The organism is Burkholderia sp. Bp9012 (assembly GCF_003853825.1).
GTDB lineage: Bacteria > Pseudomonadota > Gammaproteobacteria > Burkholderiales > Burkholderiaceae > Burkholderia > Burkholderia diffusa.
This window is the reverse complement of the sequence record NZ_QTQA01000008.1, coordinates 99,944-126,477: the sequence shown is the minus strand read 5'-3', so window position 1 is coordinate 126,477 and position 26,534 is coordinate 99,944. Positions and strand designations below refer to the sequence as shown.

27 protein-coding genes are annotated in these 26,534 nt (G+C 67.5%); 9 read left to right on the top strand and 18 right to left on the bottom strand.

Going from position 1 to position 26,534, the window contains the following annotated elements; all coding sequences use genetic code 11:
• Positions 1-182 precede the first annotated feature (182 nt).
• Entirely contained in the window at positions 183-1,349 is a 1,167-nt protein-coding gene (locus DIE11_RS13015) for a hypothetical protein (RefSeq protein WP_185633754.1), read from the bottom strand.
• A gap of 287 nt (positions 1,350-1,636) precedes the next feature.
• Between DIE11_RS13015 and DIE11_RS13010 the strand changes: the two genes are divergently transcribed.
• The 5 genes from DIE11_RS13010 (at position 1,637) to DIE11_RS12995 (ending at position 5,667) form a co-directional block, all read left to right on the top strand.
• Positions 1,637-2,056 carry an HIT family protein gene (locus DIE11_RS13010; RefSeq protein WP_124624367.1) on the top strand — a complete coding sequence of 140 codons (420 nt, stop codon included), beginning with the start codon at positions 1,637-1,639 and terminating at the stop codon, positions 2,054-2,056.
• Positions 2,057-2,321: 265 nt separating this feature from the next.
• Positions 2,322-2,486 carry a hypothetical protein gene (locus tag DIE11_RS36285; protein ID WP_006760791.1) on the top strand — a complete coding sequence of 55 codons (165 nt, stop codon included), beginning with the start codon at positions 2,322-2,324 and terminating at the stop codon, positions 2,484-2,486.
• A 167-nt stretch (positions 2,487-2,653) separates the two neighbouring features.
• Positions 2,654-3,313 (top strand): isoprenylcysteine carboxylmethyltransferase family protein, encoded by a 660-nt coding sequence (locus tag DIE11_RS13005; RefSeq protein ID WP_124624364.1) that lies wholly within the window; start codon positions 2,654-2,656, stop codon positions 3,311-3,313.
• A 376-nt stretch (positions 3,314-3,689) separates the two neighbouring features.
• Complete coding sequence (locus DIE11_RS13000) at positions 3,690-4,127, top strand: hypothetical protein (RefSeq protein WP_059608095.1); 438 nt, start codon at positions 3,690-3,692, stop codon at positions 4,125-4,127.
• Positions 4,128-4,830: 703 nt separating this feature from the next.
• Positions 4,831-5,667, top strand: a complete 837-nt coding sequence (locus tag DIE11_RS12995; protein ID WP_059608096.1) for a bifunctional allantoicase/(S)-ureidoglycine aminohydrolase — start codon at positions 4,831-4,833, stop codon at positions 5,665-5,667.
• Between the two features lie 102 nt (positions 5,668-5,769).
• Here the strand turns inward: DIE11_RS12995 and DIE11_RS12990 are convergent, their stop codons facing one another.
• Entirely contained in the window at positions 5,770-6,564 is a 795-nt protein-coding gene (locus DIE11_RS12990) for an aminoglycoside phosphotransferase family protein (protein ID WP_124624361.1), read from the bottom strand.
• A gap of 210 nt (positions 6,565-6,774) precedes the next feature.
• Here DIE11_RS12990 and DIE11_RS12985 point away from each other — a divergent pair, with 210 nt between their 5' ends.
• Positions 6,775-8,898: a penicillin-binding protein 1A gene (locus DIE11_RS12985; RefSeq protein WP_124624359.1), complete on the top strand. Its 2,124-nt coding sequence runs from the start codon at positions 6,775-6,777 to the stop codon at positions 8,896-8,898.
• 8 nt (positions 8,899-8,906) lie between these two features.
• Positions 8,907-9,518 (top strand): trimeric intracellular cation channel family protein, encoded by a 612-nt coding sequence (locus tag DIE11_RS12980; protein ID WP_124624356.1) that lies wholly within the window; start codon positions 8,907-8,909, stop codon positions 9,516-9,518.
• Between the two features lie 324 nt (positions 9,519-9,842).
• On the opposite strand, the gene DIE11_RS12975 is transcribed toward DIE11_RS12980, so the two are convergent.
• From DIE11_RS12975 to DIE11_RS12960, 4 genes are all read right to left on the bottom strand, one after another.
• Positions 9,843-10,070 (bottom strand): hypothetical protein, encoded by a 228-nt coding sequence (locus DIE11_RS12975; protein WP_059608121.1) that lies wholly within the window; start codon positions 10,068-10,070, stop codon positions 9,843-9,845.
• 71 nt (positions 10,071-10,141) lie between these two features.
• Positions 10,142-10,525 carry a DUF6232 family protein gene (locus DIE11_RS12970; protein ID WP_124624353.1) on the bottom strand — a complete coding sequence of 128 codons (384 nt, stop codon included), beginning with the start codon at positions 10,523-10,525 and terminating at the stop codon, positions 10,142-10,144.
• A 123-nt stretch (positions 10,526-10,648) separates the two neighbouring features.
• On the bottom strand, positions 10,649-10,909 hold the full coding sequence (locus DIE11_RS12965; RefSeq protein WP_059528608.1) for a DUF2866 domain-containing protein: 261 nt from the start codon (positions 10,907-10,909) through the stop codon (positions 10,649-10,651).
• A gap of 220 nt (positions 10,910-11,129) precedes the next feature.
• Positions 11,130-12,290 (bottom strand): porin, encoded by a 1,161-nt coding sequence (locus tag DIE11_RS12960; protein WP_059467242.1) that lies wholly within the window; start codon positions 12,288-12,290, stop codon positions 11,130-11,132.
• A gap of 307 nt (positions 12,291-12,597) precedes the next feature.
• Between DIE11_RS12960 and DIE11_RS12955 the strand changes: the two genes are divergently transcribed.
• Entirely contained in the window at positions 12,598-13,404 is an 807-nt protein-coding gene (locus tag DIE11_RS12955) for a MetQ/NlpA family ABC transporter substrate-binding protein (protein ID WP_124624350.1), read from the top strand.
• A gap of 142 nt (positions 13,405-13,546) precedes the next feature.
• Here DIE11_RS12955 and DIE11_RS12950 read toward each other — a convergent pair whose 3' ends face one another.
• From DIE11_RS12950 to DIE11_RS12925, 6 genes are all read right to left on the bottom strand, one after another.
• On the bottom strand, positions 13,547-14,662 hold the full coding sequence (locus DIE11_RS12950; protein WP_059608103.1) for a succinylglutamate desuccinylase/aspartoacylase family protein: 1,116 nt from the start codon (positions 14,660-14,662) through the stop codon (positions 13,547-13,549).
• A 258-nt stretch (positions 14,663-14,920) separates the two neighbouring features.
• The gene (locus tag DIE11_RS12945; protein WP_059528597.1) at positions 14,921-15,703 is read right to left on the bottom strand and encodes an ABC transporter substrate-binding protein; all 783 of its coding nucleotides are present in this window, start codon (positions 15,701-15,703) and stop codon (positions 14,921-14,923) included.
• Positions 15,704-15,928: 225 nt separating this feature from the next.
• Positions 15,929-16,849: a LysR family transcriptional regulator gene (locus tag DIE11_RS12940; protein WP_170296426.1), complete on the bottom strand. Its 921-nt coding sequence runs from the start codon at positions 16,847-16,849 to the stop codon at positions 15,929-15,931.
• Positions 16,850-17,086: 237 nt separating this feature from the next.
• Positions 17,087-17,680: a DUF2867 domain-containing protein gene (locus tag DIE11_RS12935; protein ID WP_124624347.1), complete on the bottom strand. Its 594-nt coding sequence runs from the start codon at positions 17,678-17,680 to the stop codon at positions 17,087-17,089.
• Positions 17,681-17,882: 202 nt separating this feature from the next.
• Positions 17,883-19,271 carry an NCS2 family permease gene (locus tag DIE11_RS12930; RefSeq protein WP_124624344.1) on the bottom strand — a complete coding sequence of 463 codons (1,389 nt, stop codon included), beginning with the start codon at positions 19,269-19,271 and terminating at the stop codon, positions 17,883-17,885.
• A gap of 543 nt (positions 19,272-19,814) precedes the next feature.
• On the bottom strand, positions 19,815-20,447 hold the full coding sequence (locus DIE11_RS12925) for a TetR family transcriptional regulator (protein WP_260437108.1): 633 nt from the start codon (positions 20,445-20,447) through the stop codon (positions 19,815-19,817).
• Positions 20,448-20,540: 93 nt separating this feature from the next.
• Here DIE11_RS12925 and DIE11_RS12920 point away from each other — a divergent pair, with 93 nt between their 5' ends.
• Entirely contained in the window at positions 20,541-21,206 is a 666-nt protein-coding gene (locus DIE11_RS12920; protein ID WP_124624338.1) for an O-methyltransferase, read from the top strand.
• A gap of 137 nt (positions 21,207-21,343) precedes the next feature.
• Here DIE11_RS12920 and DIE11_RS12915 read toward each other — a convergent pair whose 3' ends face one another.
• From DIE11_RS12915 to DIE11_RS12890, 6 genes are all read right to left on the bottom strand, one after another.
• A complete protein-coding gene (locus DIE11_RS12915) occupies positions 21,344-21,859 on the bottom strand; it encodes a DUF3455 domain-containing protein (RefSeq protein WP_124624335.1) in 516 nt (171 codons plus the stop codon).
• 171 nt (positions 21,860-22,030) lie between these two features.
• Entirely contained in the window at positions 22,031-23,035 is a 1,005-nt protein-coding gene (locus DIE11_RS12910) for an aldo/keto reductase (RefSeq protein ID WP_124624332.1), read from the bottom strand.
• Between the two features lie 20 nt (positions 23,036-23,055).
• Positions 23,056-24,171: an alkene reductase gene (locus tag DIE11_RS12905; RefSeq protein ID WP_059608111.1), complete on the bottom strand. Its 1,116-nt coding sequence runs from the start codon at positions 24,169-24,171 to the stop codon at positions 23,056-23,058.
• 90 nt (positions 24,172-24,261) lie between these two features.
• Positions 24,262-25,068: a 2,5-didehydrogluconate reductase DkgB gene (gene dkgB / locus DIE11_RS12900; protein WP_124624329.1), complete on the bottom strand. Its 807-nt coding sequence runs from the start codon at positions 25,066-25,068 to the stop codon at positions 24,262-24,264.
• A 149-nt stretch (positions 25,069-25,217) separates the two neighbouring features.
• Positions 25,218-26,180, bottom strand: coding sequence for an LLM class oxidoreductase (locus DIE11_RS12895; protein WP_124624326.1), 963 nt, complete (start codon positions 26,178-26,180; stop codon positions 25,218-25,220).
• Positions 26,181-26,196: 16 nt separating this feature from the next.
• A complete protein-coding gene (locus DIE11_RS12890) occupies positions 26,197-26,520 on the bottom strand; it encodes a MoaF-related domain-containing protein (RefSeq protein WP_124624323.1) in 324 nt (107 codons plus the stop codon).
• Between the last annotated feature and the right edge of the window lie 14 nt (positions 26,521-26,534).

The following is a 26,534-nucleotide window of genomic DNA, read 5'->3' as shown; positions in this document are numbered from 1 at the left end:
CTCGGTGGCGTGCCGGCCGGCAACGATCCGGCAGTGTCGCAGGTTCGGGCGAGCGGTGGCAATCGCGGGAGTGGCGACGCCGGGCGGCGTCGATCAGGCGGCATGGTGCCCGGCGTGTGCGAATCGCATGTGTCGATCGCGCAGGTTCGAACGGGCCGCATTCGGCCCGTCCACGCGGTGCGTCATTGTGCGTTGTTGTCGTCCGAACGCAGTGTCCAGATCGTCGCGGTATTCGTGTTGTCGTCGACGGCCGCGAATTCCGGCTGGCCTTTGCTGCCGTGCCCGAACGCGAGGCCGAATGCCGCTCCCGGCACGGTATCGACCTGCATCTGCGCGATGAAGCGTCCGGTCACCGTGAATTCGACGATCTCGCTCGGTTGCTGCGGGTCGGGGTTGACCGCGTCGCCGTTGGCGGTCACGAGATGGCCGTTCGGCGCGAGCGCCAGTGCGAGCGGTCCGTGCAGGTGCGCTGCGTCGGCGTAGATCATCCGTCCGACGCCGGCGTTGCGATTCGTCGACGCGGCGTTCTGGATCGCGAACACCGCGTTGTCGCCGGTGGACGCGACATACAGCACGTCGATGTTCGGGTCGTACGCGAGGCCGGTCGGGCCGACCACCAGCGCGTTGGGATCGGTCCGGTTCACGTAGCCCGACGCGATGATGCGCGAGCTTTGCAGCATCCGGACGCCATCGCTGCCGATCACCAGTTCGATCCGCGCGACCGTCCCGTTCAGCACGTTCGACACGAACGCGGTCACGCGCTGGCCGCGGTCGATCACGGTCATGTCCCACGGTCCGTCGAGCAGCGTGCTGCTCGACAGTTGCGTGACGAGATTGCCTTGCGGACCGATGACGAGCAGCGAGCCCGGAGGCACGACGGTCTTGCCGTCCGGCGCGGGGACGTTGCCGACCAGCACGAAGCCGCTGCGCAGCACCGCGAGCGCGGTCGTCAGGCCGAGATTGCTGCCCTGGAAGAACGTCGTCGGCGTCTGGCCGGGCGACAGCTTCACGACCGTCGTGCCGGTGCCTTGCGCGTTCGACGCCGCGTTGAAGTTGGACACGACGACGTCGCCCGGTTTGAGCGTGCTCCAGTTCGGCACGCCGCGCGGCACGAAGGCGATGCCGTACGGATTGACGTCGCCGTTGGCGGGCACGGTCGACGCGGTGACCGACGAGACCGGCAGGATCGCATCGTTACCGCCGGCCCACGCGAAAGCCGACGACAATGCGACCAGCCCGGCGCCGCAAGCCGCGCGGCATAGCGTGCGCGTCATCGTGCGAGAGACGTGGGCGAGGAGCGGCGGGTGAATGGCGAGGGCGGGCGAACGACAGGAGGGGAGAGGATCCATGGCATGACTCCGGTTGGTGATCGCGAGCAGTCATCCCGGCTGCCGTCCTGCGCAGCTGACGGATGTCCGGTGCGGATCCGCGGTCTTGCCGTGCGAACCCGCACTCGGAATAAACGGATGGCGACGGCCGGATATTCCACCCGGCGAGCGACATGACACGCGAGCCGGCATGCATTGTTCACCGCGATCGCGACACGGCCTGACAAGTTGAAATCCGACCCGCCGTCGGCCGATAATCGTCCGGCATCGTTCCCAGTCAAACCGCAATCGCAAAATCGGAAAACGCCATGTCCTACGACAACAACAACCCGTTCGCCCGGATCCTGCGCGGCGAACTGCCGTGCGTGAAGGTCGCCGAAGACGACGCAACGCTTGCGATCATGGATCTCATGCCGCAGGCCGACGGTCACGTGCTCGTGATCCCGAAGGAGCCGGCCGCGCAGATCTTCGAGCTGTCCGGCGACGCGGCGGCGGCCGGCATCCGCATGACGCAGCGCGTCGCGGCGGCCGTGCGCGCGGCGCTCGTGCCGGACGGTGTGTTCATCGGCCAGTTCAACGGCGCGGCGGCGGGCCAGACGGTCCCGCACGTGCATTTCCACGTGATTCCGCGCTGGGAAGGCGTCGACCTGCGGATGCACGCGCGCGACATCGCCGACTCGGCCACGCTCGAATCGCTCGCCGAGCGTATCCGCGCGCGTTTCGTGTAACGCGTGGACGGCTCGTGATTCGGGCGGCGCCAGCGGGCGCGTGCGGCGACGCCGTTCGCACCTGTTTCAGCGGTCACACCACGTAACACGTGTAACCGCTCGCGAAACTCGGCCTGGCGGCTCCGGCGCTAGACTCCGCGCATTGCTGCATCGAGCGACAGGACGGGCCGGTTGCCGCCGGTTGCGTCGTCCTGCTGGCCGTCAAGGGCTGCGACGGCACGGCTTTCGCGCGATGCGACGTGTCCTTCTTGCCGGGAATCGAGCCATGTACAAAGTTCTCATCACGTTTGCGCTGATCGGCGGCCTGTCCGGCTGCTATGTCGCGCCGCCTTACGGCTACGCGCCTGCGCCGGCCTACTACGGCTATGCGCCGGCCTATTACGCACCGCCGGTCAGCGTCGGAATCGGCGGCAACTTCCGCATTCGCTGACCGGGCGGCGGCCGCGGGCGCCGCCCGCGCGTCGATCGAGCGCGTCGTTCGACGCGCCGCCGCCGCTTCTCGCAGGGAATACTCGCGCGCCGCATGACGGCTCGCGTGCGCATCGCCCGCCCGGGTTCCTATACTTCACAGGAAAGCCCCCTCCGGCGAGGCAAGCCATGGCCGTTACGCGCAAGTTCGCAATCGCTGCGAGCGTCTCCACGCTCGTCTATCTCGGGCTCGCCGTGCTCGGCATCGGTGGGTTTGCCGCCTTCTTCTCGCATCCGCAACTGACCGTCATCGCCGTCGCAACGCTCGCGCTGGCCGCTGTCGCGTTGTTGACCGAGGGCAACCTGAGCGCCGGCGAGCGCGAGAACCGCGACAATCGCTGGGTGCTCGCGGCCTTCGGCGCCAGCGGGTTGCTGCTCGCGTATGTGCCGGCGTTGACCGACCGGCTCGACGTGTGGACCTTCGGCGGCGCCACGGTGCGCTGGATCGGCGTCGTGCTGTACGTCGCGGGCGGCGTGCTGCGCATCTGGCCCGTGTTCGTGCTCGGCAAGCGCTTCAGCGGGCTCGTCGCGATCCAGCCCGGCCATACGCTGGTGACGGACGGCATCTATCGCAGGATCCGCAACCCGAGCTATCTCGGCCTGCTCGTCAATGCGGCCGGCTGGGCGTTGGCGTTCCGCTCGGGCGTCGGGCTGCTGCTCGTCGCGTTGACGATGATCCCGCTCGTCGCGCGCATCCGTTCCGAGGAGGCGCTGCTGCGCGCGCAATTCGGCGCCGAATACGACGCGTACTGCGCGCACACCTGGCGGCTGATTCCGGGTGTGTACTGACCCTCGTATGGCCCGAACGACCCGGGCGATGCCGCCGGCTCGCGGCGCGCCTCCGATGTGTTGCCACGTGTGTCCGAACCCGCGCGACGGGCACGTTCGGCATTGCCGAAAAACGGGGCTTGACCAGGGCCGGAGCCCCTGCCGGCGTGCTTTGGCGGCGGTTTCCGGCAACCTTTTCCGGTCCTCTTCCGGTAAACAACTTGTTACCAGAATGTCGACGGCAAGCCGGCTCGACCGGTGCTATTCTTCGCCGCAAGCTCATTGAAATGAATTGGTCCGGGATTCGGCACAATGCCGGCATCGACGTCGATCGATTCAGATCGTCGTATCGAGCGGACTTTCGATAACCAGATTGCGAACAAGGAAGAATACGGGAATGTGGAAGAAAATCGCCCCCGCTCTCGTCGTCGCCGCGTTGACCGGCGCGACCGCACTGCCGGCAATGGCCGGTGACCTGAACAATGCGCTTGGCGGCGCGCTCGGCGGGGTTGCCGGCGCAGCGGTCGGTGGCGCGGTCGGTGGCAGCACCGGCTCCGTCATCGGCGGCGCGATCGGCGGCGGCGCGGGTGGTGCCGTGACGTCGAACCGTCGCGAGCGCACCGGTGCAATCATCGGCGGCGCCCTCGGCGGCGGCGCAGGCACCGCAGCCGGCAACGCAATGGGCGGCCGCACGGGCGGCCTGCTGGGCGCGGCCGTCGGCGGTGGCGCAGGCGCGGCGCTGGGCGGCAACATGTCGCGCAGCTCGTACGAACGCGATCACGGCGATCGCGGCTATCGTCACCGCAAGCATCGCCACCACCGCGACTGGGACTGATCGCCGCGGGCGCGGCACGGTGCGCGGCTTGCGCACCGGCGCGCCCGGCACGTCGGCCCCCGATCCGACAGCCGGCCCGGCGGCCTCAGCCGGGCCGCCGTCGCCGGCAAGACCGGCGGCCCTTCACCCTCTCCGGCAGTCCATGCCCGACCCCGCTCGACGGGTTGGCACGCTCTCTCCCGCTTCACCTTTCCCGCTTGTAGACGACATCGCCAGTTGCATCGACATGCAGCCGCGCAGGTTCGGTCATCCTCATTTCGCACTCGTCGATCGACGCGTTGCCGCCCGGTCATCAGGATTTCCCTGATGCGCGGACGTGTCCGCGGCACGCGTTCACGGGCCATCGCGCGCAATGGCGGGTAGTGCGAAATCGAATGGATGTCATCGCAACATTTAATTGGTCGATCGGGATCGACTTCGCTATCGTCAGCGCTGCCCGCGTACGGAATCGAACCGTGCCGTCCCCCGTGCCCCGCCGTATGACCCCGAGTGTCCGCGGCCCGGCCGCCGGACCCGCAAGCATGGCTTGCCCCTGCCCGCTGAACCGGGCGGGCCCGTCGCGAAGCCTGGCCGACCGAACGAAGGCGCCCGCGCTTTCAAGCCACCCCGGCAGCGATGTCCCGCCGCCGCATGCGTGCCCCACACGCGTGCCGCGCCTGCCGTTGCCACCCGGGGCCGGACCAACCCATTGCCTGGATGCTTTATGTCTAAGACAACGTATTACGCGCCGCATGGCGGCCACCCGCCGCAGACCGATCTGCTGACCGATCGTGCGATGTTCACCGAGGCGTACGCGGTCATTCCGAAGGGTGTGATGCGCGACATCGTCACGAGCTGGCTGCCGTTCTGGACCAACACGCGCCTGTGGGTGATCGCGCGTCCGCTGTCGGGTTTCGCCGAAACCTTCTCGCAGTACATCGTCGAAGTGAATCCGGGTGGCGGCAGCGACAAGCCCGAGCAGGACAAGAACGCCGAAGCCGTGCTGTTCGTCGTCGAAGGCGAGGCCGAGCTGACGCTGCAAGGCAAGCAGCACACGCTGAAGCCGGGCGGCTACGCCTTCATCCCGCCGGGCGCCGACTGGACGCTGCACAACGTCAGCGATGCCGCCGTGCGTTTCCACTGGATCCGCAAGCACTACCAGGTCGTCGACGGCATTGCGCTGCCGGAAGCGTTCGTGACCAACGAGCAGGACGTCGAGCCGATCCCGATGCCGGGCACCAACGGCGCATGGGTGACGACGCGCTTCGTCGACATGAGCGACATGCGTCACGACATGCACGTGAACATCGTGACGTTCGAGCCGGGCGGCGTGATTCCGTTCGCCGAGACGCACGTGATGGAGCACGGCCTGTACGTGCTCGAAGGCAAGGCCGTCTATCGCCTGAACCAGGACTGGGTCGAGGTGGAAGCGGGCGACTTCATGTGGCTGCGCGCGTTCTGCCCGCAGGCATGCTATTCGGGCGGCCCCGGCCGCTTCCGTTACCTGCTGTACAAGGATGTGAACCGTCACATGAACCTGACGCTGAATCCGGCGCGCTAAGCGTCGCGCACGTCGGACACGAAAACCCGCTGGTGCATGCCGGCGGGTTTTTTCATGGGCGCCGCTACGCGATGCAGCTGACGGGGTGACGGCCGTCGCACGCTACTCGTCGAGCGCCGAGGCAGCCATCCTCGCGACCTGCACACGCGTATCGGGCGGCAGGTCGTCCTCCATCAGCCAGACCGCGGACAAGCCGGCCCAGGCGAGGATCCACTGCAGCAACCTGCGGCGGTCGAGTCGCGCGGCCTCGGCGACGAGCGCGCAGCGCCGCGCGAAGCGGGCGGGATCGACGGCGATGTCGTGCGCGGGATTGCAGAACAGGTTCGCGTAATCGAACGCGCGGTCGCCGCGCAGCCCCTTCGGGTCGATCGCCAGCCAGCCGCGATCGCCGAAGTGCAGCACGTTGCCGTGATGGATGTCGCCGTGCAGCACGACGTCGTCGAAGGGCGGCGCGGCCAGCAGCCGGTGCGCCGTCGCGGCCGAACGCCGCAGCGTTTCATCGCCCGTGTCGTGCGACAGCAGCGCGTGGAACCAGTCGGTCAGCGGCACGACCTCGGGCGTTGCCGGTGCGCGATGCGCATGCAGCCGCGCGACCACGCGGCATGCGATCCGGATCGTATCGTCGTCGTGGCCCGCGACGGACAGGCCGATGAGCGTGGGTGCCGGTTGCGCGCGTTCGAGCAGCACCGCGTCGCTGTCGTGCAGCCACACGCGCGCGGCGCCATCCCCGTTCCACCAGGTCATCAGCGCATTGCCTCGGCGCTCTTCGTCGCAGGTCGCGACCTTCAGCATCGCGGGCCGCGCGTGCCAGACGACGGGCAGCACGCCGCCGCTCGCGGTCAGGATCGGGCCGCCGTCGGGAGCGAGGTCCCACAGGCGCAGGTACGTGTCGAACATGCAGACGATGGTACAGGCGAACTGGCTCGTGCGCCGCGCGGTTCGCCCGGCACAGCCGCCCGCGCAACCCTTCCTAAATAAAATTTAGCTAGCAAAACTTAGGCTAAAGAATGTTCCGGTATCCCGGCATCCCTTCGACAATGCGCGCCTTCCGTGACCGACGGGCGCCTGTTGCGCGCCCGCGTTCGCCGCATTGAAGAAGGAGCCTGCATGACCGATCACCCAGCCAATCTTCCGCCGCCACCGGCACCGCCTCCTACGTCGCCGCGCCGTGCATGGCGCATGCTCGCGGGTGCGCTGGTCGGCCTGACGCTCGCGTGCGCGGGCATCGGCGCATGGACGATCCACCGCATCTGGACGCAGCTGCCATCCGTCGAGCACCTGGCCGTCTATCGTCCCGCGCTGCCGCTGCGGATTTTCTCGCGCGATGGCGAACTGCTGGCCGAGTACGGCGTCGAGCGCCGCGAGTTCGTGCCGCTCGAACGCATTCCGCCGCTCATGCGGCACGCGCTGCTCGCGGCCGAGGACGCGAAGTTCTACCAGCACGGTGCGATCGATATCGGCGGCCTCGCGCGCGCAACGTTCGCGAACGTCGTGACGGGACAGCCGGGGCAGGGCGGCAGCACGATCACGATGCAGGTCGCGCGCAACTTCTACCTGACGCGCGACAAGGTGCTGAGCCGCAAGCTCGCCGAGATCCTGATGGCCATCAAGCTCGAGCGCGAGTACAGCAAGGACAAGCTGCTCGAGCTTTACATGAACCAGATCTATCTCGGCGAGCGCGCGTATGGGTTCGCGGCGGCCGCGAATGTGTATTTCGGCAAGCCGCTCGACGCGCTGAGCGCGGGCGAAGCGGCCGTGCTCGCCGGATTGCCGAAGGCGCCGTCCGCGTTCAATCCGGTCGTCAATCCGGCGCGCGCGACCGCGCGGCGCAACTACGTGCTCGGCCGCATGCATGCGCTCGGCGAGCTCGACGACGCGACGTATCGCGCCGCGGCCGACATGCCGATCGCGCTGGCGACCACGCCGCCGCCCGGCATCATCGCGGCGCCGTACGTCGCGGAGCGCGCGCGCCGGATGATGGTCGAGCGCTTTCGCGACGACGCCTATACGCTCGGCCTCGACGTGACCACGACGATCTCGATGCGCGACCAGCGCGCGGCCGAAGCCGCGCTCCAGCGCACGCTGAGCCGGCAGCCGGGCACGAAGCGCGATGCGCGCAACGGGCTCGAAGGCGCGCTCGTGTCGCTGGATGCGGCGACGGGCGACATGCTCGCGCTCGTCGGCGGCGCGGATTTCAATCGCAACGTGTTCGACCATGCGCTGCAGGCGTATCGCCAGCCGGGTTCGAGCTTCAAGCCGTTCGTCTATTCGGCGGCGCTGGAGAAGGGCTACTTTCCGGGCGTGCTGGTCGACGACACGCAGCGCACGCTCACCCATGAGGAAACCGGCGCGCGGCCGTGGCGCCCACGCAATTTCGGCAACCGCTACGAGGGCTTCATTCCGGTGCGGCGCGGGCTCGTGCGCTCGAAGAACCTGGTTGCGGTCAGCCTGATGCAGGCCGCCGACGCGCGCTACGTGCAGCAGCACGCGGTGCATTTTGGTTTCGACGCGCAGCGCAATCCGGCGTCGTTGCCGCTCGCGCTCGGCGCGGGCGCGGTGACGCCGCTCGAACTCGCGAGCGCATACAGCGTGTTCGCGAACGGCGGGACGCGGATGGAGCCGCGCCTGATCCTGTCGGTGAAGCAGCGTCACGGCGGCGCGATGTACGAGGCGACGACGCCGGAAGGCGCGCGCGTCGTGTCGGCGCGCAACGCGTTCGTGATGGACAGCATGCTGCGCGACGTCGTGAAGGCCGGCACCGCGCGTGGCGCGCTCGCCTTGCGTCGCGACGACGCGGGCGGCAAGACGGGCACGTCGAACGGATCGAAGGACGTCTGGTTCGCTGGCTACTCGTCGGGGATCGTCGCGGTCGCGTGGCTCGGCTACGACACGCCGCGCCCGATGGGACGCGCGACCGGCGCGACGCTCGCGCTGCCGGTCTGGCTCGACTACATGAAGACGGCCGTCGACGGACGCACGCCGGTCGATGCGACGCCGCCGCAGGACGTCGCGCTCGTCGACGGTGATTTCGTGTACGCCGAATACACGCGCGGCACGTGCACGGCAGACGTGCCGCCGTTCATCCGCAGCCGCTTCGCGTGCGGCGGCGCACCGGCGTCCGAGGCGCCGGATGCATCGGGCGAGAAGGGCAAGCCCGACGAGCCGATGCCCGCAGCCGTCGATGCGGCCGAGCGCGAACGTGTGCTCGACCTGTTCCGTACGCAGGACTGAGGCGCGCGATGCATACGCTTTATCTGATCGCGATCGTCGCGGAGGCGATCTCGGGCGCGCTGATGGGCATGCGGCGCGGGATGGACCGCTTCGGGCTCGCGCTCGTCGGCGCGGTGACGGCGCTCGGTGGCGGCACGGTGCGCGACGTGCTGCTCGGCCACTATCCGCTCGGCTGGATCGCGCATCCCGAGTACCTCGTGATCACGCTCGCCGCGGCGACCGTCGCGTCATGGGCCGCGCGGCACGTCGCGCGGATGAAGGCGCTGTTCGTCACCGTCGACGCGATCGGTCTCGCAGCGTTCACGATCATCGGCTGCGATATCGGCGCGTCGACGGGCGCCGCGCCGATCATCGTCGTGCTGGCCGGCGCGATCACGGGTGTCTGCGGCGGGATGCTGCGCGACCTGCTGTGCAACGAGATGCCGCTGATCCTGCGCGAGGAACTGTATGCCAGCGTCGCGTTCTTCACGGGCACGCTGTACGTCGGGATCCAGCATCTCGGCATCGATGCCGGATTGGCGTCGGTGGTCGCGCTGGCGGCGGGCTTCACGACGCGCATGCTTGCGGTACGGCTGGGATGGAAAATGCGGACGTTCGGTGTCGCGGACGTCGAGCATTGAGCGAGGTTGCCGCGCGGACGCGACGATACGCGCGTGCTACGCCGGCACCATGACCGGTGGCGGCCTGTCGCCGGATAGCAATGCACAGGTGGTCTCCCATTGACGATGACGAGCCCGAAGGCTGGCTGGGTGACGCGTTCGCCTGGCTGGCCCGTTCGCGTGCGGCTGGCGGCGAACGGAGAATTGACAGGAAATGGATAATTTCGCCGTTGTAAATGAGAATTATTATTGATTCAAGGGCGAAAAGCGGCGCGTGCGGACGCGCAGCGTCGGCGCGGATCGGGCGAGCCGCGCGGCGAGACATGCGGTGAAAGCGGGCCGGCCCTAGGCCAGCGATTCGATACGAATCAGCAGGTTGCGCGCATGCGCGATGAACGCGTCGTGCGTCGCGCGATCGCCGTGGCCTTCGAAGCCGGCCTGTTCGGCGAACGCGAGCTGTTCGGCGTAGAGGTCGACGAGCACGCTGCGTGTGTCGGGCGGCAGCGCGCGGATCATCGAGACGAGCAGCAGTTCCTGCGCGCGCAGCATGCCGGACAGCGATTGGGCGTTCATGCCGACCTCCTCGAACGACGCGGCGGCGTGCCGCTCATTCAATAGTAGGTGGTCGGCGCGCGCAGCGGAAATCAGCCGGCGGCCGTCGCCGTCCGTGCATCGCGCACGACTTGCGCGACGCGCTCGACGAATTCGGCGTCGACGCTGGACAGCGCTTCGCGCTTGCCGTCGGGCATCTCGACCATCAGCCGGTATGTGATGTCCTGCGTGGTCCAGGCGAGATAGCCGACGACGGCGAGCATCACGCCGACGACCAGCGCGGCGCTCGATGCGCCGATGCCGCCTGCGACGGCGGTGGCCACGCCGATCAGCGAGATCAGCGACGGCACGAGGCGATTCTTCGGGATCTTGACGACATCGACGTGGCGGATGTCACGCAGCGGGAAGACCTGCCCGGCGGCCGACAGGCCGTTGCGCGTGACCATCACGCCGCGTTCGTTGAATGCGTTTTCCATCGTGTGTTGCGTGGACGAAAACGCGCAGCGTAGCAGAATTCGTTGCCGCGTCAAACGAGACCGAGTGCCGCACGATGCGTGCGGGCCGGCCGCGATGCGGGCAACGGCGGGTAACGGAGGGAGTCAGAATTGCAGCCGGCCGTCGCCGTACAGTCGGCCCGGCACGTGCGACGCGACGACCTCGGCGATCTCTTCGTCGGTCGATTCGGCCGGCACGATCTGGCGTCGCGCGGGCGCGTCGAGATGCATCGTCCATTCGACGAGCCGGTACGGGCGGCCCCACGGGCGCTGCATTTCCACCGACACGCGGCAGCTCTGGACGGGCAGCGAATGCCGGCGCGTCAGAATCGCGTGCAGATGGCTGAAAACGGTATCTTCGATCATCTTGGGCTCCGATCCTGTCTTGTGGGCAGTTGATGCCGGTGCCGTAGTGGGTCTCAAAAAAAAAGCCGCCGATGCTCAGGCGGCCAACAGGGGGGGTGAGAGCATCCTCTCAGCCCAGAATTAAGCGAAACTTAAAAGCCCATAAAAAAGCGCCCCGCGTGGAGCGGGGCGCTTCTTGCCGTCGTCGTCCGCGAAATGAGCGGACAGTTAAGCGGATGCTTTAGAACTTGTGACGGATACCGACGCGAGCGGCCAGCTGGTTCGACGAACCGTTGCCCGACGTGCTGAAGTAGCTCGTGCTCGAACCGATCTGCGCTTGCACGCCGTTGCCCGACGCCTTCTGGTAGACAACCAGGCCGTACACGTCCGTACGCTTGCTGAGCGCATAGTCGAGGCCCAGGTTGCCCTGGTTCCAGTGCGCCGAGTTGCCGCTTTGCGTTGCGTTCGTGTACGTGTAGCCCGCTGCTGCCGACAGGGCCGGCGTGATCGCGTACTTCACGCCTGCTTCATACGCGTTGTAGAACGTGCCCGATGCGCCAGCCGCGATCGGGGTGAACTGCGTGCGCGTCCAGAGCAGCCATGCCGTTGCCGGGCCGAAGATGTAGCGGCCGCCGACGCCGTACGTGCGCAGGTCGCGGATGTTCGTCAGCGCGATGTTCGCGATCGACGTCGAGAATGCCGGCGTCGACTGGCTCGGGAAGCGGATGTCCGTGTATGCGGCGCCGAGTGCGAACGGGCCGTTCGCGTAGTTCAGGCCGAAGCTGTATGCGCGCGACGAACCGGCCGTCGTCGTGGTGCCCGTCGTCGTCGACGGTGCGCCGGCGAAGTCGGTCGAGTTCGAGAAGCCGTACAACGCGCCGAACGTGAAGCCGGCGTAGTTCGCGCTCTGGAACTTCACCGAGTTGTTGATGCGGCTCGACGTGAGCTGGTCGATGTCGTTCACGTGGTACGCGTAGTTACCCGCGACCGTGTTGCCGCCCGTCGAGTAGTTCGAACCGAGGATGTCGGTCGAGAACGAGTACTGGCGGCCGAACGTGACCGTGCCGTATTGCGACTGGCTCAGGCCGACATAGGCTTGACGGCCGAAGATCGCGCCACCCTGGCCGATCGTGCCGTTGCCGCTGTTGAAGCCGTTTTCGAGCACGAAGATTGCCTTCAGGCCGCCACCGAGGTCTTCGGTGCCGCGCAGGCCCCAACGGCTGCCCTGGGCCACGCCGTCGTCGTACTTGAACAGCTTGCCGCTGCCGCCGTTCGCGGTCTTGCTGTGGTTCACGTAGCTGATACCGGCATCGATGACGCCATACAGGGTCACGCTGCTTTGTGCGTGTGCCGCGCCAGCCGTTGCTGCGAGGATGGCGATGGTCAACAGTTTCTTGTTCAAAGGATTCTCCGAGCGAGTAAATTGCGTGTCCAGTTGCGGTTCCGGCGCTCTCTATGGGCGCTTTCACGGACCGGTCGCAACTTTATCGGCGGGCCACGTAATGAATGTGACAGGCTTTGTCATATGACGAATCTGTGGTGCCGAAGCGACACTGGATTCTGCCCGGTTGTACAGCAGGGAGTTATACCGATTCCGCCTGAGATTCGATCGGGATCCGGAATATGTACATGAAATAAGCTTGGTTGGTGCCGTTCCGGCCCCGTGCCACGATGCGCGCTTCAACAACGACACGGGACAAGAGGACACCATGCGACGTTCGATCCTGACCGGCCTCGGCGCGCTTGCCGCGGCGCTGGCCTTTGCCGCGCCCGGCGCGCACGCCGACTCCCAGACGCTGAAGATCGGCACGATGAGCGGCCCCGACGCGCAGATCTGGACCGAGGTGACGAAAGTCGCCGCACGCGAAGGCCTCGCGATCAAGGTCATCGAATTCAACGACTACGTGCAGCCGAACGCGGCGCTCGACGCGGGCGACCTCGATGCGAACGGTTTCCAGCACCAGCCGTTTCTCGACAGCCAGATCAAGCAGCGCGGCTACAGGATCGTCAACGTCGGGCTGACCTACACGGCGCCGATGGGCTTCTATTCGAAGAAGCTCAAGTCGCTCAAGGACTTGCCGGTGGGCGCGAAGGTCGGGATCCAGAACGATCCGTCGAACGGCAACCGCGCGCTGCTGCTGCTGCAGAAATACGGCGTGATCAAGCTGAAGGCGGGCGCCGGCACGAACGGCGTGAACGCGACGCCGCTCGACGTCGCCGAGAATCCGAAGAAGATCAGGATCGTCGAGCTCGACGCCGCGCAGTTGCCGCGCGCGCTGCCCGACCTCGACGCCGCGTCGATCAACACCGACTACGCGGTGAAGGCCGGGCTCACGCCGGTGAAGGATGCGATCGCGATCGAGGATCTGCGCGGGCCGTATGCGAACCTGATCGCGGTGCGCGCGCAGGACAAGGACAAGCCGTGGGTGAAGAAGCTCGTCGCGGCCTATGAATCGGACGACGTGCGCAAGTTCATCGACCAGAAGTTCGGCGGTGCGATCGTGCCGGCGTTCTGAACGTCGGCCGTGGCCAGCCCGCGTCGCGGGCATCGCGCCAGACCGAAAAGCAAATCGCCCGCGCAAGCGGGCGATTTCGTTGGCGCGCCGTGCTGCGGCGCGCGGGCCGGCCGCTACTCAGGCGGCGCAGGGGTTCAGGGGCTCAGGCCGACAGCAGCGACCCGGTGCGGATCGGCGTCGCGCCGGCGATCCGCGCGACTTCCATCCCGGCGGTCGCGAAGCGCACGATCTGGCGCGCGTACAGCACGCCCGACACGCTGCTCTTCAGTGTGATCACGCGATCGGTCAGCGGATCGACGATGTCGGCCACGTCCTGGCCGGCCTCGATCCACGCGCCGACCGGCGTGCGGAACACGATCACGCCCGACACCGGTGCGACGAGCGGATCGGTGCCCGCGAGCGGCGTGGCCGGATGCGCGAGCGGCGGCAGCGGCGCCGGCGTGCCGTCGATGACGCCGCGCTCGGTCAGGTATTCGACGATCGCTTGCGCGTCCTTCTCCGCGAGTTCGTACGACACGTCGCGCTCGCTGCGCAGTTCGACCGTGACGGAGATCGCGCCGTTCGGGATCGGGAAGCGATCGCCGAAGCGGTTGCGCAGATCCGACCAGCAGAAGCTGTGGATCTCGTCGAACGGATTGCCGACCGAATTCAGCGCGAGCAGCGACGCTTGCGCGTCCAGATAGCGCGACAGCGGCTCGACGTCTTCCCACAGATCGGGGTTCGTATACAGGTGCATCACCGCGTCGCTGTCGCAATGCAGGTCGAGCACGATGTCGGCGTCGAACGACAGTTTCTGCAGTGCGAGGCGCTGCGATTCGAGCTCGGTGCGCGGCTTCTGTTCGTCCAGCGCCTCGCGCATCGCGGCGCGTACCGCGGCGAGGTTGCGCTGCGCGTCGTTCGTCAGGCGGCCTTCGATGCGCGGCAGCACGAGCGCCGCGAGATCGTAGAAATTGCGGTTGAAGTTCTGCATCGAGCCGAGCTCGAAGCGGCCGAGGTGATCGCCGAACACATGCTGCGACAGGCCGATCGGGTTCGGCACCGGGACGATGATCACCTCGCCGCGCAGCTTGCCGGCCGTCTCGAGCGCGGCGATCTTGCGGCGCAGCAGCGCGGCGACCAGCATGCCGGGCAGTTCGTCCGCGTGCAGCGACGACTGGATGTAGACCTTCTTCTGGCCGCGCGGGCCGTAGTGGAAGCTCGTGATCTGGCGTTCGGTGCCGACGGCGGGGGAAATCAGCGGATGGGTCTGCGTTTGCATGATGAGGGGAGGGCGGCGCAGCCGCGAGTGATCCGGTATGCGTGGAAGATCGATTGTACGTTGCCTTGCGCGAACCTATCAAACCGCTCGCCGGGCAAGTCGATTTCCTTTACGAATCATCGGGTTGTTGCGTAAAAAATAACCGTGCCGCAGCCCGTCGTTCATGCGTGCCCCGCAGTCTTTCGTCGCGCGCGGGCAAAAAAAACGGGCTCCTTGCGGAGCCCGTCTGCGCGGATGCGAAGCGCGCGTTGCGCGGTGTTACTTGCCGTACACGTCGAAATCGAAGTACTTCTTCGCGATCTTGTCGTACGTGCCGTCCTTGCGCATGCCGGCGATCGCGCCGTCGATCTTCGCCTTCAGGTCGGTGTCTTCCTTGCGCAGGCCGATGCCGGCGCCGTTGCCGAGCGTCTTCGGATCGTCGATGTCCTTGCCGGCGAAATCGAAGCTCGCGCCGCGCGGCGTCTTCAGGAAGCCGATTTCAGCCTGCACCGCGTCCTGCAGCGCGCCGTCCAGACGGCCGGAGATCAGGTCGGCGTAGACCTGGTCCTGGTTCTGGTAAGGCACGACGTTCACGCCCTTCGGGGCCCAGTACGTCTTCGCGTAGGTTTCCTGGATCGTGCCCTGCTCGACGCCGACCGACTTGCCCTTCAGCGATTCGGCCGTCGGCATCAGGCCGGCACCCTTCTTCGCGACGAGGCGCGTCGGCGTGTTGAACAGCTTCGACGAGAACGCGATCTGTTCCTGGCGCGCCGGCGTCATCGACATCGACGACAGGACGCCGTCGAACTTGCGTGCCTTCAGCGCCGGGATCATCCCGTCGAAGTCGTTTTCGATCCACACGCACTTCGCGTTCATGCGGCGGCAGATTTCGTTGCCGAGGTCGACGTCGAACCCGACCACCTTGCCGTCAGCGCCTTTCGATTCGAAAGGCGGGTAGCTTGCGTCGACGCCGAAGCGCACGGTCGTCCAGTCCTTCGCGTATGCAGTGCCGGCCGATACGGCGAGCAGGGCTACGGTCACAGCCGCAAGAATCTTTTTCACTCGGTGACTCCTCGTTTTGTTCGATGGGTGCGCGGTTGTGCCGCGCCGTAAGCCTTCGGCCCGGCGCGGCTTCGCGTCGAGCTGTCCGTTTCGCTGCCCGATGCGGGCGCGCGACGTGCGCAAGATTATCAAGACAAAATACCGGCAGGGCGCCTAGGACATGCCCCGATACCGGACCCGACGGCCATGCGTGCGGCGCACGACCGTTTCAGACGTAGGAACGATTCAACCGAGCGTTTCGTTGACCGCGCGCTGCAGGCAGGTGACGAATTGCGATACGGCCGGCGTCGGCAGCAGGTCGCGGCGCGCGATGATCGACAGGTCGAAGCGCGGCATGCTTTCGTCGAGGTCGGCCGTGCGAATCCCGAGCGGCGCCACCATCGCGGCCAGCGGGCGCGTGAAGCAGCCGATCACGTCAGAGCGCGCCACGAGCCCGAGCGTCACCGCGAACGACATCGGCGAGCGCAGCAGGCGCTTCGGCAGCGGCAGCCCGCGCGCCTCGAACATTCCAACCATCACGCTGTGCGGGAATTGCTCGGCCCCGACCGTGACGATCCATTCGGCGTCGAGCAGTTCCTCTAACCGGCGCGCGTGCGCGAGCGGGTGGCCTTCGCGCATCACGACGGTGAACTCGGTCGACAGCAGCGGCACCTGCGTGAAATCGCGGTCGAGCGCGGGCACATGGTGCATCGCAGCGATGTCGAGCGTGCCGTTGCGCAATTGCGCGAGCGCATCCGGCACCGTCAATTCCACCAGATGCAGGCTCACGTTCGGCATCGACTGGCGGAATGCGGTGACCGCGCGCGGCAGCGCGGTCAGCGCGATCGACGGCATCGTGCCGACCGCGACACGTCCGGACATCTCGCCTTTCACCTGCTCGACGGCCTCGACGGTGCGGCGCATGTCGCCGAGCAGCTGTTCGGCGCGCGGCAGCAGCGCATGGCCGCACGCGGTCAGCTCGACGCCGCGCACGCTGCGCGCGAGCAGTTCCGCGTTCAGCGCCGACTCGAGTTCGCGGATCGTATGCGTGATCGCGGGCTGCGTGACGCCGAGTTCGCGCGCGGCGGCGCGCAGGCTCTTGAGATGCGCGGCGGAGACGAACGCCTGGAGTTGCGCGATGTTCAGGTGGTTTCGGATGCGGGTCATCGATCGGTTCGGATCTGGCGGCGGGCCGGGGCGCCGGCGCGAAGATCGATAGGGTAGCGCGCCGCGGCGGCGAACGCCGGGCGAAACAAAAACCGCGGGGCACGCTACGGCATTTCTTCGTCGAGATCGACGGCGAACCGATCAGGATTGCAGATGACGGTGCATGCGGGGCGTGACGTCGTCGCGATGCGCCGCGCTACGACGCACCGCGTGAAGATATCGTGGCGGCCGGGTGTGTCAGGCAAGCGCCAGTTCGACGGCCGCGAGCGTGCGGCGGCGGATCCAGCCGCTCGCGAGCCGGATCGCGAGCCAGTACGGCAGAAACAGCAGGCGCGTGCGCATGCTCGGACAGTGCACGAAGGTTTCGGTGCGCAGCAGGCGCGTGCCGGACGACAGTCCGACGACCTCGAACCGCAGCACCAGCTTCGCATCGCGCGGATCGTCGTGCCGGACGAAGGCCTCGGCGTCGTCGATCGTGCGCACGTCGGGTGTCGGGCGCCAGAAGCGTCCGATGAGCCCCAGCGACAGCGACGTCTCGTCGCGATGCAGCAGCGTGAACGTATCGAAGCCGAAGCGTTCGCGTGCGCCTTCGGCGCGGCGGTTGGCCAGCGCACGCGCGATGGCCGCCGGCGATTCGCGCACGGCAAGCAGCGCATCGATGACCGGATCGGCGCGCATGTCGAGCGCGGCCACGGCGTCGATGATGCGCGACGGCGGCGCGTTGATCGGCCGGGATTCATGAACTTCGACGAAGCCGAACGACGGGATGAAAGGCGGCTTGCTCGCCGCGGATCGCGTGTCTGATTCAGAGACGATGCCGAACGGATTCATGGGCGTTCCGGGGGACAAAACGTGATCGTAGCACCGCGTGCGCACTCGCGGCGCGACGCGCCGCAACGCCGGCCGCACCGACAAAAAAGGCCTGGAAACATGCGTTTCCAGGCCTGGAGACCATCAACGACGATGGTGGAGGAGACGGGGTCGTCCCGATGCGCGCCGCCCTTGTGCCGGCGACGTCGCGCATGATGCGCGGTCAGATCGCCCAGCCGCCGAGATAGAACGTGACGAGCACGGCCGCGATGAGCACGGTGCCGACGTTGAGCTTGCGGAATTCGCCGCTGGCGATGCGGCCGATCACGAGCGTCGAGAAGCCGAGCATGATGCCGGTCACGATGTTCGCGGTCAGCACGATGAATACCGCGCACACGAGTCCCGACATCGCATCGACCATGTCGTCCATGTGCAGCTTGCTCACGCTGCCGAGCATCAGCAGGCCGACGTACATCAGCGCGGGGGCCGTTGCGTACGACGGCACGAGGCCCGCGAGCGGCGAGAAGAACATCACGACCAGGAACAGCACGCCGACCACCGCGGCCGCGAGGCCCGTCTTCGCACCGGCGGCCACGCCGACGCTCGACTCGATGTAGGCCGCGGCCGGCGCACCGCCGAGGAAGCCGGAGAAGATCGAGCTGACCGAATCGGCGGTCAGCGCGCGGCCGCCGTTGATGATGCGGCCGTTCTCGTCGAGCTGGCCGGCCTGACCGGCGACCGCGCGGATCGTGCCGGTCGCGTCGAACACGGCGGTCATCACGAGCGCCAGCACGCTCGGCAGCACGGCCATCGACAGCGCGCCCTTGATGTCCATCGCGCCGATCAGCGAGGCGTGGCCCGGTGCGCTCAGCGACGGCAGCGCGAAGATGCCGCGATACTTCACGGCCGGATCGAACGCGAGGCCGATCAGCGAGATTGCGACCACGACGAGCAGGATGCCGCCGGGCACGCGACGCTTCTCGAGCCCGAAGATCGCGGCGAGGCCGACGACCGACATGATGACCGGGAACGCGGTGATCTGGCCGAGCGAGACCGGCAGGCCGGCGCCCGGATTCTTGATCACGAGACCGACGTCGTTCGACGCGATCAGCAGCAGGAACAGGCCGATGCCGATGCCGGTGCCGTGCGCGACGCCCGCGGGCAGGTTGCGCAGGATCCACGAACGCACGCCGGTGACCGAAATGCCCGTGAACACGAGGCCCATCAGGAACACGGCGCCGAGCGCGACGGTCGGCTGCAGGCCCTTGCCGAGCACGAGGCCGAACGCCGTGAACGCCGTCAGCGAGATCGCGCAGCCGATCGCGATCGGCAGCTTCGCCCACAGGCCCATCAGCAGCGAACCGAAGGCGGTGGTGAGGCAGACCGCGACGAATACCGCGCTCGTGTCGAAGCCGGCCTTGCCGAACATGCCGGGCACGACGAACACGGAATAGACCATCGCGAGGAAAGTGGTCACGCCCGCGACGATTTCGCGACGCTGCGTGCTGCCGCGCGACGAAATGCCGAAGTACCGGTCGATGACTCCCTTGGTGCCGAAGTCCGTTTCTTCCGCGCCGACGCCGACCGTCGGCTGCACCGGGGTATCACTCATGAGCTTGCTCCTTTATCAGCATGCTGAAACGGCCCGTGGCAGGCCGTCGTCAGGGTGTCTCGTATCTGGTTGAAATTATCGGCAGCGTCGTGGGGACGCATCACGCGCGATTCGTGTCGTCGTCCGCGCGTCGATGGGCGCGCGTGTCGCGTCGTACGACGCGTGGTGTAGTCGACCCCGTCACGTGTGCTTTGCCGTAGCGAAGGTTAGGCGAACGGCCCGTCACGTCCCATTGGGGGACGAGCATGCAGCGCATGTCGCAGCGCTTATATCGGCGTGCAACGGGGCTTCGTCGTCGCGGAACGCGTGTATACGCCTAGTTCGAATTCGTTAAGGCGATTATTCGAATGCTGGATCGGCGGGCAGGGGCGGAGCGGGTGACGCATCGGATATTACGAATGTCTTTCATCGAGGCCGCGCAGGTGCGTGAATACGGCCGCGCGTGACGCGCCGCGCCGCCGTGCGCAACGTGAGTCCGGATGATACCGGGGCCGCGCGCGTGCTGCGCTGGCGTGCGTCGTTGCCGTCGTCGCCGTCGTTGCGTCAGCCGCGCGCGAGCTGCGCGAGATACGCGCAGAACATGTCGGCCATCGCGGCCGAGTACGCGTCGATTTCCGCCGGCGTGCGTTCGGTTTCCGAAAACGCCTTGCCGGAACTCGTGAGCGTGCTCGTGATGAGCTCGCACGCGAGCGCGCGCGTGGCATCCGGTGCGTCGGGCAGCGCGTCGAGCATGAACGCGCTGAAGATCCGGTTGCCGGCGGCCTTCGCTTCCTGCGCCTCGGGTGTGTCGCGATAGAGCGGCGCGGCGTCGTCGAGCGCGACGCGCATCCGCGCCTCGTCGCATTCCGAGTGGATGAACGCATGGACGGCCGTGCGCAGCCGCTCGGGCGGCGTCTTGTGCGGATCTTCCAGCATCCCGCGCAGCATCCCGGACGTCTGGCGCCACTCGTCGTGCTGCAGCCGGAACAGCACGGCCGCCTTGTTCGGGAAGTACTGATACAGCGAACCGACGCTCACACCGGCGCGCTCGGCGACGCGCGCCATCGTGAAGCGCTGCGCGCCTTCGGTCGCCAGAACCTGAATAGCGGCCTGCAGCACGTCATCGACGAGCTGGGTCGAGCGGGCCTGCCGAGGCAGTCTGCGCGAGGCGATCGGGGCGTTGCGGCGGTCGGTCATGACGGGTCTGCCAATGCGAATAGTAAAACCTGAATAGTTCGTCATATTCTAGTCGGGCGCCCTGACGCACTCAACCTGACACCGGAGATTCGCATGACCACCCTGATTCACGACCCGCTGGCGTCGCTGCTCGCGCGCCTGTTCGACGAAGCCGACGCATCGTCGCCCTCGTCGAGCCCGGACTTCGCCGACCTGACGCACGACGAGCACGCGCGGCTGATGCGCAGCAAGACCGATTACGCCGATTTCTATGCACGCCTGAAGGACTATCCGCTCGCGGTGTCGCGCGAGACGGGCACGCTGCTGTACATGCTCGCGCGCAGTAACGGCGCGCGAGCCATCGTCGAATTCGGCATGTCGTTCGGTATCTCGACGCTGCACCTCGCGGCCGCGCTGCGCGACAACGGCGGCGGCCGGCTGATCACGAGCGAGTTCGAGGCGTCGAAGGTCGCGCGGGCGCGCGAGAACCTGGCGGCCGGCGGGCTGGCCGATCTCGTCGAGATTCGCGAAGGCGATGCGCTGCGCACGCTGGCGGCCGATCTGCCCGAAACGGTCGACCTGCTGCTGCTCGACGGCGCGAAGGCGCTGTATCCCGAGGTGCTCGCGCTGGTCGAGCGCCGGCTGCGGCCCGGCGCGTTCGTCATTGCCGACAACGCGCAATACAGTCCCGACTACCTCGCCTACGTGCGCGCGCCGGAAAACGGCTATCTGTCGGTCCCGTTCGGCGGCGACGTCGAGCTGTCGATGCGCACGCGCTGACGCGCGCGCATCATGCCCTGGCCGGATCGATGACGATGAATACGCCGGACATACGATCAGTAAATGCAGGATGACTGATCAAATGGACTTGTGAGCATCACGGTAGCGGCGTCCGCGCTTCGGGATGCCGCCGCGCGTTACTTCAGGAACACGTATCGCGCGAAATACGGAAAGCGGCCGATCGCATGTTCGGTCGCACACGTCGCCTCCGGCGGCGTGCCGCCCACGGTATCGAGCCGCTGTACGAAGCGCACGCCGGCGAGCGTGCCGGCTGCTGCCGGCGTCGCGGCGAGCAGGAGTTGCGCAATGCTGCCCGGGTGCGCGCTGGGCGTTTCCGCGAGCTTCTTGCCGGTGATGCTGCTGCCGTCGAGCGATTCCCACGACGGCCCCGCGCCGTGCCGGACGACGAGCGCGCCGGTGGCGTCGAACAGCATCGCTTCCGGGCGCTGGAATGCCCACGTGAGCCGGTGCCCGGCGTCGTATTCGCATGCGTAGATCTGCACGCCGGTCGCGGTCGTCGACAGCACGGGCGAGGCCGACTGGGGCGGCACGAGACCGGTTGCATCGTCGGCATGGGCCGGCAAGGTGCAGGCCGCGAACGAAAGGGCCGCGAGGGCCTGCAGCATGTCGCGTTTCGGAAAGCGGCTTGGCATGGCGGAGCGTCCTTTCAGGTCGGGTGACGGTCGTGCGAAGTCGATCTTGTGAACGTTAGACGGCGATTGCGCAGGCTGCAATTCGGAAATGGCAATCGCGGCGATAGCCGCCGCGATTGCACGGGAATGGATGTGCGCGGCCGCTCGTCGCGGCGGTCGCGCGCAAGCGGCTCAGGCCGCGCCGGCCGGTGTCGGCGCGTGTTCCGCGATCAGGCGCTCGGCCTTCAGTGCGTCCCACAGGCTTGCCGGAATCGGCGCCGACGCGAGCCGCAGGTTCTCGTCGATGCGCTCGGGCCGGCTCGCGCCGGGGATCACGGCCGCGACGGCCGGGTGCGCGAGCGAGAACTGCAGCGCCACCGCGCGGACATCGACGCCGAACTGCTCGCTGATCTGCCGGATGCGCGCGACGCGATCGAGCATCTCCCGCGTGGCCGGCTGGTATTCGAAGTGGGTGCCGCCCGCGAGCACGCCAGAGTTGTACGGGCCGCCGACGATGATGCCGAGGCTGCGCACGGCGCTTTCCGGCATCAGCCGTTCGAGCGCGCCGGCATGGTCGAGCAGCGTGTAGCGGCCGGCGAGCAGGAAGCCGTCCGGATCCGAGCGCTCGAGCGCGAGCTCGCACGGCTCGATCCGGTTCACGCCGAGGCCCCAGCCCTTGATGACCTTCTCGTCGCGCAGCCGCGTGAGTGCCTTGGCCGCACCCGACATCGCGACGTCGAACACGTCGAGCCAGCGCTCGCTGTGGAAGTCGATCGCCGGATCGTGGATCCACACGGTGTCGAGGCGGTCGGTGCGCAGCCGCTCGAGGCTCGCTTCGATCGAGCGCAGCGTGCCGTCTTCCGTGTAGTCGTAGACGATCTTGTTCGGCAGGCCATGGCGGAACAGCCCGCCCTTCTCGCCGAGATCGCGCTGCGACGCATCCTCGTGCTCGTCGAGCACAAGGCGGCCGACCTTGGTGCCGAGCGAATATTCGTCGCGCGGCCGGCCGGCGAGCGCTTCACCGAGGCGCAGCTCGGCGAGGCCGGCGCCATACAGCGGCGCCGCGTCGAAGTAGCGGATACCGCTTTCCCAGGCCGCGTCGACGGTGGCCAGTGCTTCTTCGTTCGGGATGTCCCGATACATGTTGCCCAGTGGCGCGGTGCCGAAACCCAGGCGGGAAGGGGGCGTGATTCTCATGTCGGACTCCTGTCGATCGCTCAGGCCGCGGCCTGCGCGAGCGTCGGATAGTCGGTCAGGCCCCGTGCGCCGCCGCCGAACAGCGTGTTGCGGTCGTGCGGCGTGAGCGCGGCGCCGGTGCGCAGGCGCTCGGGCAGGTCGGGGTTCGCGACGAACGGTCGGCCGAAGGCGACGAGGTCGGCCCAGCCGGCGGCGATCGCTTCCCGCGCGCGCTCGGCGGTGTACGCGCCGGCGTAGATCAGCACGCCAGGAAACGCGGCACGCAGCTGCTGCTTGAATTCGACCGGCATCAGCGGTGCGTCGTCCCAGTCGGCTTCCGCGATGTGCAGGTAGCCGACACCGAGTTCGCCGAGCAGCTTCGCGGCGGCGAGGTAGGTCGTTTCGGGATCGTCGTCGACGCAGCCGTTCAGCGTGGTCAGCGGCGCGAGGCGGATGCCGACGCGCGACGCGTCGCCGGTGCCTTCGATCAACGCCTGCGCGACTTCGCGCAGGAAGCGCAGCCGGTTGTCGAGCGAGCCGCCGTACGCGTCGGTGCGCGTGTTCGCGTTCGAGTCGATGAACTGGTTCACGAGATAGCCGTTCGCGCCGTGCAGCTCGACGCCGTCGAAACCGGCTTCGATCGCGTTGCGCGCGGCGGCGCGGTATTGATCGACGATCTCGCCGATTTCGTCGACGGACAACGCGCGCGGCTCGGACGCCTGCACGAAGCCCGGCGTGCTGCCGTCTTCACCGGCGACGAACACGTTCACGCCCTTCGCCTGGAGCGGCGACGACGAAACGGGTTGCCGGCCGCCGAGCAGGCTCGTGTGGCTCAGCCGGCCGACGTGCCAGAGCTGCGCGAAGATGCGGCCATGCGCTGCGTGGACGGCGTCCGTCACCTTGCGCCAGCCGGCGACCTGCGACGGCGTGTGGATGCCGGGCGTCCATGCGTAGCCCTTGCCGAGCGGCGCGATGTAGGTGCCTTCGCTGACGATCAGGCCCGCGCTCGCGCGCTGCGCGTAATACGCGGCCATCAGTTCGTTGGCTTCGTCGCCGGGCTGGCTGGCGCGCGAACGCGTCATCGGCGGCATCACGATGCGGTTGGGCAGTGTCAGCGAGCCGAATTGCAGCGGTTGGAAAAGCGGGTCCTGGGTCATGATGGATTCCTGTCGGTGCCGCGGCCGGCTGGCCGCGGACGGTTCGATTGAGGGGGCGATGCCAGCGCCTGTCGTCAGCGGGAGCAGGCCTTAGTCCCACTTCGGCGCGAGGCCGACCGGGTCGACTTCGCGGCCGTTGCGTTCGAGCGCGGCGATCTGCGCCATGTCCTCGTCGGTCAGGCGCAACGTTTGCGCGAGCAGGTTGCTTGCGAGGTTTTCGCGCTTCGTCGACGACGGGATCACCGAGTAGCCGAGCTGCAGGGCCCAGGCCAGCGCGACCTGCGCCGGCGTCGCGTCGTGACGTTGCGCGATCGCACCGATCACCGGGTCGCCGAGCACCTTGCCGTATGCGAGCGTCATGTACGACGTCACGTGGATGCCTTCGCCGTTCAGGAATTCGACCAGCTTGCGGTTCTGCAGGTACGGGCTCAGTTCGATCTGGTTCGTCGCGATCGCATCCTTGCCGACCACCGCGATCGCTTCCTTCGTCAGTGCGATGTTGAAGTTCGAGATACCGATCTGGCGCGTGAGACCCTTCACCTTCGCGTCGGCGAGCGCGGTCATGAATGCCTGGACCGACACGCCGCTCTCGGGAGCCGGCCAGTGGATCAGCGTCAGGTCGACGTAGTCGGTGCGCAGCTTGCGCAGGCTTTCCTCGAGGCTGGCGACCAGCTTTTCCGGCGCGTAGTTGTCGACCCAGATCTTCGTCGTGAGGAACAGGTCTTCGCGGCGCACGCCCGATGCGGCGATCGCTTCGCCGACTTCGGCTTCGTTGCCGTAGATCTGCGCGGTGTCGATCGCGCGGTAGCCGACCTCGAGGCCGTTGCGGACCGAGTCGATGACGACCTGGCCTTGCAGGCGGAAGGTGCCGAGGCCGAATGCGGGAATGTTGCTCATCATGTGTTCCTGGAAGAGGTGGAGCGATTGCGGTATGGAAATCATTCTGGCGCCCTGGACTGATGAGATAAACGCCTTTAGAGGTCAAAAATATTTGATTTCAAGTCAAATATCGGTCGTGGATCCCGCTGGCTGGCGGCGTGCCGGCCTCAGGCGGCGCCCGTCAGCGCGTTCGCATCGGCCGCGGCATTCGCATGGAACACCGGCAGCACGTCCGACGCGATCTCGGCCAGCGTCTCGTCTAGCGGGCGGCGGTTGCGGCGGAAATGCAGGCCGATGTGCTGCACGCCGGCGGCGCGCATCGCCGCGAGTTCCTCCGTCAGCGCGATGCGTCCGGCGCGCGCGCCGAAGCGGTGCCGCTGCAGCGGCTCGTGCGGATCTTCCGCGAGGTCGAGGTGGATGAAGCTCACGTACGGCTTGTTGCCGGCCACCGCGCGCCAGTTCGCGACGCGCTGCAAGTGATCGGCCGGCGTGCCCGGATACGCGAGGCAGCCGTCCATGTGTTCGCCGATCCATGCGGGCGTCTGCTGCGCGAGACCCGCGACGAGCAGCGGCACCGTCGAGCGCGCGGCGGGCAGCACGTCGAGCCCGGGCGGCAGATGCGCGCGCGCGCCGTCGCGCAGCAGCGCGATCTGGTCGCGGAAGTTGGCGCCGCGCGATGCGAAATCGCGGCCGAACAGCGGATATTCGACCGGCCGGTCGCCGCTCGCGACGCCGAGCAGCAGGCGGCCGCCGCTCAGTTCCTGGATCGTCGCGGCCGATTTCAGCGTCAGCAGCGGTTCGCGCAGCGGCAGCACGACGGCCGCCGTGCCGAGCAGGATGTCGCGCGTGATGCCGGCGAGGTAGCCGAGATACGAGAAGGTCTCGAACACCTGCGCGGCGTCGCCGAACGACGGGTCGTACACCGGCACGTCGCGCACCCAGAGCGCGCGGAAGCCGAGCGTGTCGGCCAGTTGCGCGAGCTCCGCGTGGATTTCCAGGTCGGGCACGCCGGGGCGGCGGCCGTCATGCTGGCGCTTCGCGTCGCCGGCCGGCGACCAGTCGTTGTCGAGCGGCAGTTCGATGCCGATGGTGAAGCCGCCTTCGGCGAGTTTGTCGAGTGAAGTGGACATGGTCGGGCGTCTCCGTTCAGATCGCGCGCAGGCTGCCTTCGAGCCGGTAGAAGTCGAGCGACGACGCGGTGAAGAACGAGCGCGACGTGCCGGCGGCAAAATCGTCGAGGTGCACGACCGTCGCGCGGTCGGCTTCCTGCCACGAGATCGCGTAGGTCTCGCCGGCGACGTGCTGCCACGTGAAGGCGACTTCGCCCGTCGCGCCGGCGTATGCGCCTTCGGTGATCTCGTAGCGCATGTGGAGGCCGTCCTCGTCATACGCGTTGAGGGCGGTGAGGCCGTCGTAACGGACTTCGAAAGTCTTGCCGGCGAACGGCGGACGTCGGGTCGATGCGTTCATGCTGTGCGGCTCCT

Coding starts and splice junctions, on each gene's coding strand:
- DIE11_RS13015 (WP_185633754.1), bottom strand. CDS start 1,349: ATGGATCCTCTCCCCTCCTGTCGTTCGCCCGCCCTCGCCATTCACCCG.
- DIE11_RS13010 (WP_124624367.1), top strand. CDS start 1,637: ATGTCCTACGACAACAACAACCCGTTCGCCCGGATCCTGCGCGGCGAA.
- DIE11_RS36285 (WP_006760791.1), top strand. CDS start 2,322: ATGTACAAAGTTCTCATCACGTTTGCGCTGATCGGCGGCCTGTCCGGC.
- DIE11_RS13005 (WP_124624364.1), top strand. CDS start 2,654: ATGGCCGTTACGCGCAAGTTCGCAATCGCTGCGAGCGTCTCCACGCTC.
- DIE11_RS13000 (WP_059608095.1), top strand. CDS start 3,690: ATGTGGAAGAAAATCGCCCCCGCTCTCGTCGTCGCCGCGTTGACCGGC.
- DIE11_RS12995 (WP_059608096.1), top strand. CDS start 4,831: ATGTCTAAGACAACGTATTACGCGCCGCATGGCGGCCACCCGCCGCAG.
- DIE11_RS12990 (WP_124624361.1), bottom strand. CDS start 6,564: ATGTTCGACACGTACCTGCGCCTGTGGGACCTCGCTCCCGACGGCGGC.
- DIE11_RS12985 (WP_124624359.1), top strand. CDS start 6,775: ATGACCGATCACCCAGCCAATCTTCCGCCGCCACCGGCACCGCCTCCT.
- DIE11_RS12980 (WP_124624356.1), top strand. CDS start 8,907: ATGCATACGCTTTATCTGATCGCGATCGTCGCGGAGGCGATCTCGGGC.
- DIE11_RS12975 (WP_059608121.1), bottom strand. CDS start 10,070: ATGAACGCCCAATCGCTGTCCGGCATGCTGCGCGCGCAGGAACTGCTG.
- DIE11_RS12970 (WP_124624353.1), bottom strand. CDS start 10,525: ATGGAAAACGCATTCAACGAACGCGGCGTGATGGTCACGCGCAACGGC.
- DIE11_RS12965 (WP_059528608.1), bottom strand. CDS start 10,909: ATGATCGAAGATACCGTTTTCAGCCATCTGCACGCGATTCTGACGCGC.
- DIE11_RS12955 (WP_124624350.1), top strand. CDS start 12,598: ATGCGACGTTCGATCCTGACCGGCCTCGGCGCGCTTGCCGCGGCGCTG.
- DIE11_RS12950 (WP_059608103.1), bottom strand. CDS start 14,662: ATGCAAACGCAGACCCATCCGCTGATTTCCCCCGCCGTCGGCACCGAA.
- DIE11_RS12940 (WP_170296426.1), bottom strand. CDS start 16,849: ATGACCCGCATCCGAAACCACCTGAACATCGCGCAACTCCAGGCGTTC.
- DIE11_RS12935 (WP_124624347.1), bottom strand. CDS start 17,680: ATGAATCCGTTCGGCATCGTCTCTGAATCAGACACGCGATCCGCGGCG.
- DIE11_RS12930 (WP_124624344.1), bottom strand. CDS start 19,271: ATGAGTGATACCCCGGTGCAGCCGACGGTCGGCGTCGGCGCGGAAGAA.
- DIE11_RS12925 (WP_260437108.1), bottom strand. CDS start 20,447: ATGACCGACCGCCGCAACGCCCCGATCGCCTCGCGCAGACTGCCTCGG.
- DIE11_RS12920 (WP_124624338.1), top strand. CDS start 20,541: ATGACCACCCTGATTCACGACCCGCTGGCGTCGCTGCTCGCGCGCCTG.
- DIE11_RS12915 (WP_124624335.1), bottom strand. CDS start 21,859: ATGCCAAGCCGCTTTCCGAAACGCGACATGCTGCAGGCCCTCGCGGCC.
- DIE11_RS12910 (WP_124624332.1), bottom strand. CDS start 23,035: ATGAGAATCACGCCCCCTTCCCGCCTGGGTTTCGGCACCGCGCCACTG.
- DIE11_RS12905 (WP_059608111.1), bottom strand. CDS start 24,171: ATGACCCAGGACCCGCTTTTCCAACCGCTGCAATTCGGCTCGCTGACA.
- dkgB (WP_124624329.1), bottom strand. CDS start 25,068: ATGAGCAACATTCCCGCATTCGGCCTCGGCACCTTCCGCCTGCAAGGC.
- DIE11_RS12895 (WP_124624326.1), bottom strand. CDS start 26,180: ATGTCCACTTCACTCGACAAACTCGCCGAAGGCGGCTTCACCATCGGC.
- DIE11_RS12890 (WP_124624323.1), bottom strand. CDS start 26,520: ATGAACGCATCGACCCGACGTCCGCCGTTCGCCGGCAAGACTTTCGAA.